The organism is Streptomyces sp. NPDC005774, assembly GCF_042871645.1.
Taxonomy (GTDB): Bacteria; Actinomycetota; Actinomycetes; order Streptomycetales; family Streptomycetaceae; genus Streptomyces; species Streptomyces pratens.
The window spans coordinates 51,556-65,804 of record NZ_JBIAIV010000012.1; the positions used below are offsets into that span (position 1 = coordinate 51,556).

Here is a 14,249-nt window from a genome sequence, read left to right on the forward strand (position 1 = left end):
CCTCTCTCCCACGGATCCCAAGATCTGTACCGGCGTTCCACCGTACGGGCACGGCTGGTTGCGATGTGTGGCAATACGCGAATTGACCATCGGTGTTCGCACGGGAGCACATCCCACCGCACGGACGTCCGTTCCGAATCCCCTTTCCCCTCGAGTGACCCGGAGCACGGTCGCGGCCGGCGGGCAGCGGATGGGACGGCCCGGCGAAAGGCGGGCACCCTCGCATGACCCGCGCCGTAAGGGGGGCCGGCCGCCTCATGGCGCCGCCGGCCCCCTCATGGCGCCGCACCGGCTACTTCTCGACCTCGGTGGCGAGGTTGGCGAGCAGCGCGTCGTGGATGCGCGCGAGGCCCTTGGGGGCGAAGGTCTTCTCGAAGAAGCCGCCGATGCCCCCGGCGCCGGTCCAGGTGGTGGTCACGACGACCCGGGACCTGCCCTCCCCGGCCGGGGTGACGCGCCAGGTGGTGACCATGGACGAGTTGCGGTCCTTCTCGACCAGTTCGCCGTCGCTCGGCTCGGTGACCTCCATGAGGCAGTCGCGGACGCGCTTGCTGGTGGCCTGGAGCTTCCAGTGGACGAGGCTGCCCTCGCCGTCACCGCCCTCACGGACCTCGTACTCGCTGTACTGCTCGGGCATCAGCTTCCCTCGCGTGCCGCTGTAGTCGGCGAGGGCATCGAACACCGTCTCCGCGTCCGCCACGACGATCCGCTCCGTAGTGGCCTCGACCTGCGCCATCGCTTTCCTCCAGGACATCGGTTCTCGGGGGGTCGGGGCAAGCCAACCACCCCCTCGCCCGGCCCCCCAAATCGGGAGTCCGGAAGTGATCGGGAGTGTGCTCAAACCAGTCGTTCGCGCGATCAAGGGAACATTTGTTCCATTGCGTGAGTCTGTGCTTGGCCAGTGCCATCGAGGAGGCGTCATGCGCTGGGAGAACCTCACCTCGAGGTTCACCCCCGTTGGTGGACATCTTTTGAGGGCCGGATCATGGAATCCGGATCGGAGGTGTCGTGCTGGGCTGCTCCCTTTCCTGGGTGACCGGCCGGAGCAACTGCGTTCCACCCTGCGGGCGATCGCCGCGGCGGGCGCCACCTCCGTCACGCCGCTCGTGCTGCACCTGCGGCCGGGGGCCGGTGAGTGGTTCATGTCCTGGCTCGGGCAGCACCGTCCGTACCTCGTGAACCGGTACGAGCGGCTGTACACGGAAGAGGCCTACGCCCCGAAGTGGTACCAGCGCAGGATCACCCGTCAGGTCCACGACCTGGCCCGTGAGTACGGCATCGGCCCCAATCGCGCGCAGAGGCCCCACCGTCTGCGGCCCGTCGGGCATCCGGTGACCGGCTCTCCGGGCCATAAATCCCCTGTCTCCGGCCCCTCCACCTCCGGCCCTTCCGCCCCCGGCCCCTCCGCCTCCGCGTCCCGACACTCCGAGCCCTCGCACCGGGCCCGACCCAACTCTCGCTTCTTTAGAAGCATTCGAGGGCATCCGGCGACCCGATCGGGTCAAGAGTCGGTGGAACGCGTTCGTCCAGCGGCTCATTCCGGGACGATGCCGCGTGGACCGTGAGCCCGCGGTTCACCGACCTCCGTCCTGGGAGGACCCATGAGGAAACGCGCAGCAGTGCTGTGCAGTGCCGCCGCCGTCATGGCCGGGAGCCTGACGGCCCTGCCCGCCGAGGCGGCCGCACCGAGCGGCGCCGACACGTTCCACGCGGCTAAGCCCGCGTGGAAGGACTGCGGCACCGAGAACCATCCGACGCTGCAGTGCGCGTCCGTCGAGGTGCCGCTCGACCATGCCCGCCCCGAGGGGCGGAAGATCACCCTGGCGCTGTCCCGCGTTCCGCACACCGCGCAGAAGTACCAGGGTCCCCTGCTGGTCAACCCGGGCGGCCCCGGCGGCAGCGGGCTGGCCCTCGCCGGGTTCGTCGCGGCCTCGCTGCCGAAGGAGGTGGCCGCCCAGTACGACGTGATCGGCTTCGATCCGCGCGGGGTGGGCGCGAGCAAGCCCGCACTGAACTGCGATCCGGGCTTCTTCGCCCCGGTGCGGCCGAATCCGGTGCCGAGCACCCGCGCGGTGGAGCAGGCCAACCTCGCGCGAGTGAAGTCGTTCGCCGACGCCTGCGGCAAGAAGCACGCGGATCTCCTGCCGTACGTGAACACGACCAGCGCGGTGCGCGACATGGACGCGATCCGGCAGGCGCTGGGCGCGGAGAGGATCAATTACTTCGGCTACTCCTACGGCACGTATCTGGGCGCCGTGTACGCCAAGCTGTTCCCGGAGCGGGTACGGCGCCTGGTCCTCGACTCGGTCGTCGACCCCACCGAGGTCTGGTACGAGGCCAACCTGAACCAGGACCACGCCTTCAACGACCGCCACCGCGCCCTGATGGCCTGGATCGCCGAGCACGACAGCACGTACCGGCTCGGTACCGATCCGGAGGAGATCGAGGCCGAGTGGTACGCGATGCGCACGGCCCTGGCGAAGAAGCCGGCCGGTGACAAGGTGGGCGCGGCCGAACTGGAGGACACCTTCCTGCCGGGCGGCTACTACAACGGCTACTGGCCCTATCTGGCGGAGGCGTTCTCGGCGTACGTGAACGAGGGCGACTCGGGACCGCTGGTCAAGACGTACGAGAACTTCGGCGCGGTCGACACCGCCGGTGCCAACGGCTACAGCGTCTACACGGCGGTCGAGTGCCGGGACGCGTCCTGGCCGCGGGACTGGCGGCAGTGGCGCAAGGACAACTGGGAGGTGTACGAGCGGGCGCCGTTCCTGACCTGGAACAACGCCTGGTACAACGCGGCGTGCGCATTCTGGCCGACCGAGTCGCTGCGGCCCGTGAACGTCGCCAACGGGAAGCTGCCGCCGACGCTGCTCTTCCAGGCCACCGAAGACGCGGCCACCCCTTACCAGGGCGGCGTGACGGTCCACCATCTGCTGGCCGGATCCAGCCTGGTGGTGGAGCGGGACGGTGGCAATCACGGCATCACGCTGAGCGGCAACGCCTGCCTGGACGAGCATCTGACGGCGTACCTGACCGACGGCACCGTGCCGCGCGGCCGCGGCGAGGCCGACGCGGTGTGCGAGGCGCTGCCCGACCCGAAGCCGCGGACGTCGAAGGCCGCATCCCCCACGTCCCGCGGTTCGACCCTGCACGGCCTGCTCGGCTTCCGCAGCTGAGCGGGCGGCACGTCGTCGGGGCGGAGAGCCGGGTGGGGCGGGGCACGGCGTTGTCGGACCGCTGGTTCACCATGGAGCCATGAGTGAGCCGATCGAGACACCCACCCTCACCGCAGCCCCCGCCCTCGCCGACGTTCCCCCCGTGTTCCCGGCGGAGTTCGTGCCGCGCCCGATGGCGGTGGACGACTGCGCCGAGGTCGCCGGTATCCGTATACGCGGCTGGCGGCACGCCTACGAGGGCCTCGTCCCTCAGCCGTATCTCGACGGCCTCGACGTCGCGGCGGACGCCGACCGGCAGCGTGCCCGCCTGCTGGACGGCGACCGGCGCGTGGTGAACCTGGTCGTCGACGGCGGCGGCGAGCTCCTCGGCTGGGTGGCCCTCGGCCCGTACCGGGACGGCGAGACACGCACCGAGGACGCCGAGTTGTACGCCCTGTACCTCTGCCCCCGGCACATCGGCCGGGGCGTGGGAAGGGCCCTCCTCACGGCGGCGGTCCGGCACTGCGCCACCGCCGGACACCGGCGCATGTACCTGTGGGTCCTCAAGGGCAACGCCCGCGCCCGCCGTTTCTACGAGCGGGCCGGCTTCACCGCGGACGGCGCCGAGGAGGCCTTCGAGGTGGGCGGGGCGATGGTGCCCGAGGTGCGGTACGTGAAGGATCTCCGCGGCTGAGCGGCCCGGCCGCCGCCGCGCGGCCCGCGGGGCTACCGCTGTCCCGGGATCCGCGGCGCGGACGCCCACCGCTGCCCGGGGATCCGCGCCAGGGCGTGGACCGCCGCCTCGGCCAGGGCGGGGTGGGCCAGGGCTTCGTTCAGGACGGGTTCGGCGCGGGTGTCGCCGAGTTCGCCCAGTCCGTCCACGCAGGCGAGGGCGACCTTGCGGTACGGGTCGTGCGGGCGCAGCCGCCGCTGCAGCGTGGTGATCAGGGCGGGCACTGCCTCCGGGGCGCGCAGTGCGACGAGCAGGCGTACGGGGTACAGGGCGTAGGCGACGCGGAGTTCGTTGGTGGCGAGGGCGGCGGCGGCGCGGGCGGTGCGCGGGTCGCCGAGACGGGTCAGGGCGTAGGCGGCGCCGGCGCAGCGCGGGGGGTCCCGGTGGTTGAGGAGAAGCACGAGGGACTCGAAGGCCCGCCGGTCCCCCGCGAGCCCGAGCCGGAAGGCGGCCAGTTCCCTGGCCCACAGCGGCTGCCCCGGTTCGGTGAGCACGGTGGCCAGGGCGTCGGGGTCCTCGGTCGCCAGAAGCCGGTCGACGGCTGCCGATCCGGCCGCCTCGGTCCGTAAGCGCTCCGTGAGCGATCGCAACTCTTCGTCCATGCCCCGAGGTTAGACGGACCACCCGGCCGGCGGGACGTACATCACAAACACCGAGGGCTGGCGCGCTCGTTACCCGCGAGTTAAGCTCAATCGAGCGAGTTACCCACTCGCGTTCCCGCTGTTCGTTTCTCCTCACGGTGGTTTGGTGACGCAGCCACGGTGAGTGCAGTCGGTTCGGTACTCGTACGCGTGTACCGCAGTACGGCTCGGCCTCGGGACAGGGCCGGTCGGAACCGCCGTTCCCGGGCGTGTGCCCGTCGTGACGGCACCGGGCGTGTGCGCCAGTCAGCCCGGCATCACCCGCATTCCGTACGTACGCACCCGGTGCGCCCCTCGGCGCATCCGGGCGCGTACTCCGTCGTCACCCTCATTCCTGGAGTCCCTCGATGGCCACTCCCCTGTCCCCTCAGCCCGACACCCCCGCGTCCCCGCTTCGAACCGTCGCCGTGGTCGGCCTCGGCACAATGGGCACCGGCATCGCCGAGGTCCTGGCCAAGGCCGGCCGCGAGGTCGTCGGCATCGACATCAGCGCGGCCCAGGCCACGCGGTGCGTCGCCACTCTGGAGTCCTCGACCGCCCGCGCCGTGGAGCGCGGCCGGCTCACCGAGGAGCAGCGCGCGGAGCTGCTGGCCCGCGTGACCACCTCCACCGACCTCGCGGCGGCGGCCGACGCCGACCTGGTGATCGAGGTGGTGCCGGAGTCGTACGAGGCCAAGCAGCAGATCTTCCGTGAACTCGACGCCGTGGTGCGGCCGCAGACGATCCTGGCGACGGGCACCAACGCCCTGTCGGTCACCCGCCTCGCCGCCGATTCGGCCCGTCCCGAGCGCGTGCTGGGTCTGCATTTCTTCAACCCCGCCCCGGTGATGAAGCTGGTGGAGGTCGTCTCCTCGGTGCTGACCTCGCCGGCGGCCGTCACCGCGGTCACCGATCTGGCCCTGGATCTGGGCAAGGAGCCGGTCGCGGTCGGCGACCGGCCCGGATTCGTCGCCGACGGGCTGCTGTTCGGCTACCTCAACCAGGCCGCCTCGATGTACGAGTCGCACTATGCCTCCCGCGAGGACATCGACGCCGCGATGCGGCTGGGCTGCGGTCTGCCGATGGGCCCGCTGGCGCTGCTCGACCTGATCGGCATCGACACCGCGCGGACGGTCCTGGAAGCCATGTACGCGGAGTCCCACGACCGGCTGCACGCGCCGGCCCCGATCCTGAAGCAGCTGAGCGAGGCGGGTCTGACGGGCCGCAAGGCGGGGCGTGGCTTCTACACGTACGAGGAGCCGGGCAGCGCCGTCGTCGTGCGGGACGCGCTGACCCCGTCGGAGGGGGGCCGGCTCACCGAAGGCCGGCCGGTCCGTTCGGTGGGCGTGGCGGGCTCGGGCACCATGGCCTCGGGCATCGCCGAGGTGTTCGCCAAGGCCGGCTATCACGTGGTCCTCGCCGCCCGTACCGAGCAGAAGGCACAGGGGGCCAGGGCCCGGATCGGCAAGTCCCTGGCGCGCTCCGTCGACAAGGGCCGGATGACCGCCGAGGCCGCCGCCCAGGCCCTGGAGCGGGTCCGGCCGACGGGCTCCTACGACGACTTCGCCGACGTGGATCTGGCGGTCGAGGCGGTCGCCGAGGATCTGGAGGTCAAGCGGCAGCTGTTCGGGACGCTGGACAAGGTCTGCAAGCCGGGCGCGGTGCTCGCCACCACCACGTCCTCGCTGCCCGTGATCGCCTGCGCCCGCGCCACCTCGCGTCCGCAGGACGTGGTCGGCATGCACTTCTTCAACCCGGCGCCGGCCATGAAACTGGTCGAGGTGGTCCGTACGGTGCTGACCGAGGACGACGTCCACGCGACGGTGCGCGAGGTCTGCCGGGCGATCCGCAAGCACCCCGTGGACTGCGGCGACCGGGCCGGTTTCATCGTCAACGCGCTGCTGTTCCCGTACCTCAACAACGCGGTCAAGATGGTGCAGGAGCACTACGCCAGTCTCGACGACATCGACGCCGCGATGAAGCTGGGCGGCGGCTACCCGATGGGCCCGTTCGAGCTGCTGGACGTCGTCGGACTGGACGTCTCGCTCGCGATCGAGAAGGTCCTGCACCGCGAGTTCCGCGACCCGGGGCTCGCTCCGGCGCCGCTGCTGGAGCATCTGGTGGCCGCGGGCTGCCTCGGCCGCAAGACCGGCCGAGGCTTCCGCGAATATGCCAAGCGCTGAGCCGCCGCACCGCCTGGACGACTGGTACCGCGGCGACGGCCAGTGGGGCGGGCTGCTGGAACCGGGCTGGTTCCCGCCGCCCGCGGGCCGTAGCGCTCCCCCGCCCCCCGAGGGCGGGGGAGTTCCCGGCCCGGCGCAGCGAACTGCGCGGATGCAGTACGTTCGGGGCATGTCCCAGCCCGCCAGGTCCTCCCGTACACCTGCCACGACCGAGCCGCCGGAACGCGCCGCAGGCGGTCGCGCCGCCGCCCAGCGGCTGAAGATGCGCCGGGAGCTGGCGGCCGCCGCGATGGAGCTGTTCGCGACCAAGGGGTACGAGGCCACCACCGTCGACGAGATCGCGGCCGCGGCCGGGGTCGCCCGCCGCACCTTCTTCCGGCACTTCCGGTCCAAGGAAGAGGCGATCTTCCCCGATCACGACGACACGCTGGTGCGCGCCGAGGCGGTGCTCAACGCGGCGCCGGCGCACGAGCATCCGCTCGACACGGTGTGCCGCGGCATCAAGGAGGTCATGCGGATGTACGCGGCGCGGCCGGAGATCTCGGTCGCCCGCTACCGGCTGACCCGCGAGGTGCCCACCCTGCGTGAGGCGGAGATCGCGTCGGTGGCCCGCTACGAGCGTCTTTTCACCCGTTATCTGCTCGGCCACTTCGACGAGCACGCGCACGACGAGGACGCGGGCGACGACCCGCTGCTGGCGGAGGTCGCCGCGTCCGCCGTGGTCACCGCGCACAACCATGTGCTGCGGCGCTGGCTCAGGGCGGACGGCCAGGGCGATGTGGAGGCGGAGCTCGACCACGCCTTCTCGATCGTCCGCAAGACCTTCGGGAACGGGATCATGGCGGGCCGCCGTACGGTGCCGCCGAGACCTCCGGCCGCCTCTGTGTCCGCCCAGGGCGAGGTGCTGGTGACGGTCGCCCGCACCGACGCCCCGCTGGACGAGGTGATGCGGACCATCGAGCGGGCCCTGAAGGACCACTGAGGAGCACCACAGGAGCACTGAGGGAGCACTGAACACGCCCTCATCGCTATGACGACGGCCACCCCACGGGGTGGCCGTTTTGCCATGTCAGGACCCCTTTTCGCGCCCTCTTCAGGTGCCATTCGATCGATCATCGCTCATTTGTTACGTAAAGATTTCATCTGAGATCGATTAATGGCACCCAGTGCCTTGCGCGCTGTCACGGCGTGCCATACGTTGAAGGAGTCCGGGCGGCCGGCGCGCAGAGACCATTCGTGCGCCGGCTGTCCCAGCAAGCCGGAAGGCCTGCCCGCCCGGACGCCTGCGTCACAGGCACCCTCCCGCGCCACAAAGCGCTGCCGAAGCACCACCCCCGCCGAACCGACGGCATCCCCCAACCCTCAGCAGCACCGACGTAACCCTCAGCACCCCTCCCTCAGGGCGCTGCTCATCGCCGGAGGCAACACCGTGACCATGAAGGACATCCTGGCCGCGATCCAGTCGCCCGACTCCACGTCGGAGGACTTCGCCGCCCTGCCGCTGCCCGAGTCGTACCGTGCGATCACCGTGCACAAGGACGAGACGGAGATGTTCTCCGGGCTCGCCACCCGCGACAAGGACCCCCGCAAGTCGATCCACCTCGACGACGTGCCCGTGCCCGAACTCGGCCCGGGTGAGGCCCTGGTGGCCGTGATGGCCTCCTCGGTCAACTACAACTCGGTGTGGACGTCGATCTTCGAGCCGATGGCGACCTTCGGCTTCCTGGAGCGCTACGGCAGGCTCAGCGAGCTCACCAGGCGCCACGACCTGCCGTACCACATCATCGGCTCGGACCTCGCGGGCGTCGTGCTGCGCACCGGCCCCGGCGTCAACGCCTGGCACCCCGGCGACGAGGTCGTCGCCCACTGCCTCTCCGTCGAGCTGGAGTCCAGCGACGGCCACAACGACACGATGCTCGACCCCGAGCAGCGGATCTGGGGCTTCGAGACCAACTTCGGCGGCCTCGCGGAGATCGCCCTGGTGAAGTCCAACCAGCTGATGCCCAAGCCGGACCACCTGAGCTGGGAGGAGGCCGCCGCCCCCGGCCTGGTCAACTCCACCGCCTACCGCCAGCTCGTCTCCCGCAACGGCGCCGGCATGAAGCAGGGCGACAACGTGCTCATCTGGGGCGCCAGCGGCGGACTCGGCTCCTACGCCACCCAGTTCGCACTGGCCGGCGGCGCCAACCCGATCTGCGTCGTCTCCAGCGAGCAGAAGGCGGACCTCTGCCGGGCGATGGGCGCCGAGGCGATCATCGACCGCACCGCCGAGGACTACAAGTTCTGGAAGGACGAGCACACCCAGGACCCGAAGGAGTGGAAGCGGTTCGGCAAGCGCATCCGCGAACTCACCGGCGGCGAGGACGTGGACATCGTCTTCGAGCACCCCGGCCGCGAGACCTTCGGCGCGTCCGTGTACGTCACCCGCAAGGGCGGCACCATCGTCACCTGCGCCTCGACCTCGGGCTACCACCACGAGTACGACAACCGGTACCTGTGGATGTCCCTGAAGAAGATCGTCGGCTCCCACTTCGCCAACTACCGCGAGGCCTGGGAGGCCAACCGCCTGGTCGCCAAGGGAAAGATCCACCCCACGCTGTCGCGGGTGTACTCCCTCGAGGACACCGGCCAGGCCGCCCACGACGTGCACCGCAACCTCCACCAGGGCAAGGTCGGCGTGCTCTGCCTGGCCCCCGAGGAGGGCCTGGGCGTCCGCGACCACGTCAAGCGCGCACAGCACGTGGACGCCATCAACCGCTTCCGGAACATCTGAGGGCCGTTGCATGACAGAGCGTCAGAAGGACCGTCCGTGGCTCATGCGGACCTACGCCGGGCACTCCACGGCCGAGGCGTCCAACGAGCTGTACCGGCGCAACCTCGCCAAAGGCCAGACCGGTCTGTCGGTGGCGTTCGACCTGCCGACGCAGACCGGCTACGACCCCGACCACGTCCTCGCCCGCGGTGAGGTCGGCCGGGTCGGGGTGCCGGTCTCGCACATCGGCGACATGCGCCGGCTGTTCCAGGACATCCCCCTGGAACAGATGAACACCTCGATGACGATCAACGCCACCGCCATGTGGCTGCTGGCGCTCTACCAGGTGGTCGCCGAGGAACAGGGCGCGGACCTCACCGAGCTCCAGGGGACGACCCAGAACGACATCGTCAAGGAGTACCTCTCCCGCGGCACGCACGTGTTCCCGCCGGGGCCGAGCCTGCGCCTGACGACGGACATGATCGCGTACACGGTCTCCCACCTGCCGAGGTGGAACCCGATCAACATCTGCAGCTACCACCTGCAGGAGGCGGGCGCCACCCCGGTCCAGGAGATCTCGTACGCGATGTCCACGGCGATCTCGGTGCTCGACGCCGTGCGCGACTCGGGCCAGGTGCCGCCGGAGCGCATGGGTGACGTCGTCGGCCGTATCTCGTTCTTCGTGAACGCGGGCGTCCGCTTCGTCGAGGAGATGTGCAAGATGCGCGCCTTCGGCCGCATCTGGGACCGGATCACGCGTGAGCGGTACGGCATCGAGAACCCCAAGCACCGCCGCTTCCGCTACGGCGTCCAGGTCAACTCCCTCGGCCTGACCGAGGCGCAGCCGGAGAACAACGTCCAGCGGATCGTGCTGGAGATGCTGGCCGTGACCCTCTCCAAGGACGCACGCGCGCGCGCCGTCCAGCTGCCGGCCTGGAACGAGGCCCTGGGCCTGCCCCGGCCCTGGGACCAGCAGTGGTCCCTGCGCATCCAGCAGGTGCTCGCCTACGAGAGCGACCTGCTGGAGTACGGGGACCTCTTCGAGGGCTCCAAGGTGGTCGAGGCCAAGGTGGAGGAGCTGGTCGAGGCGTCGCTGGCCGAGATGGGGCGGATCGAGGAGATGGGCGGCGCGATGGCCGCCGTCGAGTCCGGCTACCTCAAGTCCCAACTGGTCTCCTCGCACGCCGCGCGCCGGGCCCGGATCGAGTCGGGCGAGGAGAAGATCATCGGTGTCAACGCCTTCGAGGGCACCGAGCCGAACCCGCTGACCGCCGATCTCGACACCGCGATCCAGACCGTCGACCCGGCCGTCGAGGCACGGGTGGTGGAGGCGCTGGCCCGCTGGCGCGACACGCGCTACCAGCCGCCGTTCAACCACCCGCGTCCCTGCAAGGCGCTGGATGCGCTGAAGGAGGCCGCGAAGGGCGACGGCAACCTGATGGAGGCCACCCTGGAGTGCGCCCGCGCGGGGGCCACGACCGGCGAATGGGCCGGCGCCCTGCGCGAGGTGTTCGGCGAGTACCGCGCCCCGACCGGGGTGTCCTCGGCGCCGGTCGCCGTCCCCGCCGAGGAGGGCTCCGCGCTCGCCGGCGTCCGCCGCAAGGTGGACGTGACGGCGCGTGACCTCGGCGTCGGCAAGCTGCGCTTCCTGGTCGGCAAGCCGGGCCTGGACGGCCACTCCAACGGCGCCGAGCAGATCGCCGTGCGGGCCCGCGACGCCGGGTTCGAGGTGGTCTACCAGGGCATCCGGCTCACCCCGGAGCAGATCGTGGACGCCGCCCTCGCGGAGGACGTCCACGCGGTGGGTCTGTCCATCCTCTCCGGCTCGCACGCCCAGCTGGTGCCGGACGTGCTGGAGCGGCTGCGCGAGGCCGGCGCGGCCGACATCCCGGTGATCGCCGGCGGGATCATCCCGAACGCCGACGCCGCGCAGCTCAGGGCCGCGGGAGTGGCCGCGGTCTTCACCCCGAAGGACTTCGACATCACCGGGATCATCGGCCGTATCGTCGACGAGATCCGTAACGCGAACAAGCTCGACCCCCTGGAGGTCCCCGCATGACCACGGTCAACCGCCTTCGTCCCCGGCGCTCCTGCCTGGCCGTACCGGGCTCGAACCCGCGCTTCCTGGAGAAGGCCCAGGGCCTCCCCGCGGACCAGGTCTTCCTCGACCTGGAGGACGCCTGCGCGCCGCTCGCCAAGCCCGAGGCGCGGCACACCATCGTCAAGTTCCTCAACGAGGGCGACTGGACCGGCAAGACGCGTGTGGTCCGGGTCAACGACTGGACGACCGAGTGGACGTACCGCGACGTCGTGACCGTCGTCGAGGGCGCCGGCCCGAACCTCGACTGCATCATGCTGCCGAAGGTGCAGGACGCCCGGCAGGTCGTCGCGCTCGACCTGCTGCTCACCCAGATCGAGAAGACCATGGGCTTCGAGGTCGGCCGCATCGGCATCGAGGCGCAGATCGAGAACGCCCAGGGGCTGAACAACGTCAACGAGATCGCGCAGGCCTCCCCGCGCGTCGAGACGATCATCTTCGGCCCGGCCGACTTCATGGCGTCGATCAACATGAAGTCGCTGGTCGTGGGCGAGCAGCCGCCCGGGTACCCGGCGGACGCCTACCACTACATCCTGATGAAGATCCTGATGGCCGCCCGCGCCAACAACCTCCAGGCGATCGACGGCCCCTACCTGCAGATCCGCAACGTCGACGGCTACCGCGAGGTCGCCCGGCGCGCCGCCGCCCTCGGCTTCGACGGCAAGTGGGTGCTCCACCCGGGCCAGGTCGAGGCGTCCAACGAGATCTTCTCGCCCTCCCAGGAGGACTACGACCACGCCGAGCTGATCCTGGACGCGTACGACTACTGCACGTCCGAGGCGGGCGGCAGGAAGGGCTCCGCGATGCTCGGCGACGAGATGATCGACGAGGCCAGCCGCAAGATGGCCCTGGTCGTCTCCGGCAAGGGCCGGGCCGCCGGCATGCAGCGCACCTCGAAGTTCGAGATCCCGGAGGCCTGAGCGCGATGCAGTTCGGACGCACCTACGAGGAGTTCGAGGTCGGCGCGGTCTACAAGCACTGGCCCGGGAAGACGGTCACGGAGTACGACGACCACCTCTTCTGTCTCCTCACCATGAACCACCACCCCCTCCACATGGACAGCAACTATGCGGAGAGGACGACGGACTTCGGCAAGAACGTCGTCGTGGGCAACTACGTCTACTCGCTGCTGCTCGGCATGTCGGTGCCGGACGTCTCCGGGAAGGCGATCGCCAACCTGGAGATCGAGTCGCTGCGGCACGTGGCGCCGACCTTCCACGGCGACACGATCTACGGTGAGACGACCGTGCTCGACAAGCGGCCGTCGAAGTCGAAGAACGACCGCGGCATCGTCCACGTCGAGACCAGGGGATACAAGCAGGACGGCACCCTGGTGTGCGTGTTCCGCCGCAAGGTGATGGTGCCGACCGAGACGTACATCAAGGAGCGCGGCGGCGAACAGCCCGGCCGCCCGGAGCCGCTGGACATTTCAAAGCGAGAGCAGGAGAAGTAGCCATGGCGCGACTCGCCCAGACGGCCGGTCTGACCGACGTTCAGCGGGAGATCCTGTCCACCGTCCGCGACTTCGTGGACAAGGAGATCATCCCGGTCGCGACCGGCCTGGAGCACCGCGACGAGTACCCGCAGCAGATCGTCGACGGCCTGAAGGAACTCGGCCTGTTCGGTCTGATGATCCCCGAGGAGTACGGGGGTCTGGGCGAGTCACTGCTCACGTACGCCCTGTGCGTGGAGGAGATCGCGCGCGGCTGGATGTCGGTGTCCGGCATCATCAACACGCACTTCATCGTGGCGTACATGCTCAAGCAGCACGGCACTCAGGAGCAGAAGGACCACTTCCTGCCGCGCATGGCGGCCGGCGACATCCGGGGCGCTTTCTCCATGTCGGAGCCGGCACTGGGTTCCGACGTGTCGGCGATCTCGTCGAAGGCGGTGAAGGACGGCGACGCATACGTCCTGAACGGCCAGAAGATGTGGCTGACGAACGGCGGCACCTCGTCCCTGGTGGCCGTTCTCGTCCGGAGTGAGGAAGGACACCCGGAGGGCACGGCGCCGCACAAGTCGATGACGACCTTCCTGGTGGAGAAGGAACCCGGATTCGGCGAGGTGCGGCCCGGGCTGACCATCCCGGGCAAGATCGACAAGATGGGCTACAAGGGTGTCGACACCACCGAGCTCATCATGGACGGACTGCGCGTTCCGGCCGACCGCGTGCTCGGCGGGGTCACCGGCCGCGGTTTTTACCAAATGATGGACGGCGTCGAGGTCGGCCGCGTCAATGTGGCGGCACGGGGCTGCGGTGTCGCCCATCGCGCCTTCGAACTCGGGGTCCGGTACGCCCAGCAGCGGCACACGTTCGGCAAGCAGATCGCCCAGCACCAGGCCATTCAGTTCAAGCTCGCGGAGATGGCTACCAAGGTGGAGGCCGCCCATGCGATGATGGTGAACGCCGCGCGCAAAAAGGACTCCGGAGAACGAAACGACCTGGAGGCGGGGATGGCCAAGTACCTCGCGTCCGAGTACTGCAAAGAGGTCGTCGAGGACGCCTTCCGGATTCACGGCGGCTACGGCTTCTCGAAGGAGTACGAGATCGAGCGCCTCTACCGCGAGGCGCCGATGCTGCTGATCGGCGAGGGCACTGCCGAGATCCAGAAAATGATCATCGGCCGCAGACTACTCGAAGAGTATCGATTCCAGGGCTGAATGTCCGGATACGGGGTGTTTTCTTGGAATACAGGATCACACCC

11 protein-coding genes and 1 pseudogene are annotated in these 14,249 nt (G+C 69.8%); 10 read left to right on the top strand and 2 right to left on the bottom strand.

Going from position 1 to position 14,249, the window contains the following annotated elements; translation table 11 throughout:
• Window positions 1–292: 292 nt before the first annotated feature.
• Window positions 293–736: an SRPBCC family protein gene (locus tag ACFYQA_RS14035; RefSeq protein WP_388916275.1), complete on the bottom strand. Its 444-nt coding sequence runs from the start codon at window positions 734–736 to the stop codon at window positions 293–295.
• 274 nt (window positions 737–1,010) lie between these two features.
• Between ACFYQA_RS14035 and ACFYQA_RS14040 the strand changes: the two are divergent.
• The 3 genes and pseudogenes from ACFYQA_RS14040 to ACFYQA_RS14050 form a co-directional block, all read left to right on the top strand.
• Window positions 1,011–1,340 (top strand): annotated as a pseudogene (locus tag ACFYQA_RS14040) (radical SAM protein); the annotation flags it as partial.
• Between the two features lie 261 nt (window positions 1,341–1,601).
• Complete coding sequence (locus ACFYQA_RS14045) at window positions 1,602–3,179, top strand: alpha/beta hydrolase (protein WP_388916278.1); 1,578 nt, start codon at window positions 1,602–1,604, stop codon at window positions 3,177–3,179.
• A 172-nt stretch (window positions 3,180–3,351) separates the two neighbouring features.
• The gene (locus ACFYQA_RS14050) at window positions 3,352–3,852 is read left to right on the top strand and encodes a GNAT family N-acetyltransferase (protein ID WP_388916519.1); all 501 of its coding nucleotides are present in this window, start codon (window positions 3,352–3,354) and stop codon (window positions 3,850–3,852) included.
• Between the two features lie 32 nt (window positions 3,853–3,884).
• On the opposite strand, the gene ACFYQA_RS14055 is transcribed toward ACFYQA_RS14050, so the two are convergent.
• Entirely contained in the window at window positions 3,885–4,493 is a 609-nt protein-coding gene (locus ACFYQA_RS14055; protein WP_388916281.1) for an adenylosuccinate lyase, read from the bottom strand.
• 386 nt (window positions 4,494–4,879) lie between these two features.
• Here ACFYQA_RS14055 and ACFYQA_RS14060 point away from each other — a divergent pair, with 386 nt between their 5' ends.
• The 7 genes from ACFYQA_RS14060 to ACFYQA_RS14090 all read left to right on the top strand — a co-directional run bounded on the left by ACFYQA_RS14060 (window position 4,880) and on the right by ACFYQA_RS14090 (window position 14,205).
• On the top strand, window positions 4,880–6,694 hold the full coding sequence (locus tag ACFYQA_RS14060) for a 3-hydroxyacyl-CoA dehydrogenase family protein (protein ID WP_388916284.1): 1,815 nt from the start codon (window positions 4,880–4,882) through the stop codon (window positions 6,692–6,694).
• Between the two features lie 169 nt (window positions 6,695–6,863).
• Window positions 6,864–7,676, top strand: a complete 813-nt coding sequence (locus tag ACFYQA_RS14065) for a TetR family transcriptional regulator (protein ID WP_388916287.1) — start codon at window positions 6,864–6,866, stop codon at window positions 7,674–7,676.
• Window positions 7,677–8,129: 453 nt separating this feature from the next.
• A complete protein-coding gene (ccrA, locus tag ACFYQA_RS14070) occupies window positions 8,130–9,467 on the top strand; it encodes a crotonyl-CoA carboxylase/reductase (protein WP_388916522.1) in 1,338 nt (445 codons plus the stop codon).
• A gap of 10 nt (window positions 9,468–9,477) precedes the next feature.
• Complete coding sequence (locus ACFYQA_RS14075) at window positions 9,478–11,505, top strand: protein meaA (RefSeq protein ID WP_388916290.1); 2,028 nt, start codon at window positions 9,478–9,480, stop codon at window positions 11,503–11,505.
• Window positions 11,502–12,464, top strand: coding sequence for an HpcH/HpaI aldolase/citrate lyase family protein (locus ACFYQA_RS14080; protein ID WP_386403907.1), 963 nt, complete (start codon window positions 11,502–11,504; stop codon window positions 12,462–12,464). The genes ACFYQA_RS14075 and ACFYQA_RS14080 overlap by 4 nt, the downstream gene beginning before the upstream one ends.
• Before the next feature lie 5 nt (window positions 12,465–12,469).
• Entirely contained in the window at window positions 12,470–12,997 is a 528-nt protein-coding gene (locus ACFYQA_RS14085) for a MaoC family dehydratase (protein ID WP_386403904.1), read from the top strand.
• A 2-nt stretch (window positions 12,998–12,999) separates the two neighbouring features.
• The gene (locus ACFYQA_RS14090; protein WP_388916294.1) at window positions 13,000–14,205 is read left to right on the top strand and encodes an acyl-CoA dehydrogenase family protein; all 1,206 of its coding nucleotides are present in this window, start codon (window positions 13,000–13,002) and stop codon (window positions 14,203–14,205) included.
• Window positions 14,206–14,249: the final 44 nt, after the last annotated feature.

Excerpts from the sequence above, each read along its gene's own strand:
- ACFYQA_RS14035 (WP_388916275.1), bottom strand. The coding sequence starts at position 736 with ATGGCGCAGGTCGAGGCCACTACGGAGCGGATCGTCGTGGCGGACGCG.
- ACFYQA_RS14045 (WP_388916278.1), top strand. The coding sequence starts at position 1,602 with ATGAGGAAACGCGCAGCAGTGCTGTGCAGTGCCGCCGCCGTCATGGCC.
- ACFYQA_RS14050 (WP_388916519.1), top strand. The coding sequence starts at position 3,352 with ATGGCGGTGGACGACTGCGCCGAGGTCGCCGGTATCCGTATACGCGGC.
- ACFYQA_RS14055 (WP_388916281.1), bottom strand. The coding sequence starts at position 4,493 with ATGGACGAAGAGTTGCGATCGCTCACGGAGCGCTTACGGACCGAGGCG.
- ACFYQA_RS14060 (WP_388916284.1), top strand. The coding sequence starts at position 4,880 with ATGGCCACTCCCCTGTCCCCTCAGCCCGACACCCCCGCGTCCCCGCTT.
- ACFYQA_RS14065 (WP_388916287.1), top strand. The coding sequence starts at position 6,864 with ATGTCCCAGCCCGCCAGGTCCTCCCGTACACCTGCCACGACCGAGCCG.
- ccrA (WP_388916522.1), top strand. The coding sequence starts at position 8,130 with ATGAAGGACATCCTGGCCGCGATCCAGTCGCCCGACTCCACGTCGGAG.
- ACFYQA_RS14075 (WP_388916290.1), top strand. The coding sequence starts at position 9,478 with ATGACAGAGCGTCAGAAGGACCGTCCGTGGCTCATGCGGACCTACGCC.
- ACFYQA_RS14080 (WP_386403907.1), top strand. The coding sequence starts at position 11,502 with ATGACCACGGTCAACCGCCTTCGTCCCCGGCGCTCCTGCCTGGCCGTA.
- ACFYQA_RS14085 (WP_386403904.1), top strand. The coding sequence starts at position 12,470 with ATGCAGTTCGGACGCACCTACGAGGAGTTCGAGGTCGGCGCGGTCTAC.
- ACFYQA_RS14090 (WP_388916294.1), top strand. The coding sequence starts at position 13,000 with ATGGCGCGACTCGCCCAGACGGCCGGTCTGACCGACGTTCAGCGGGAG.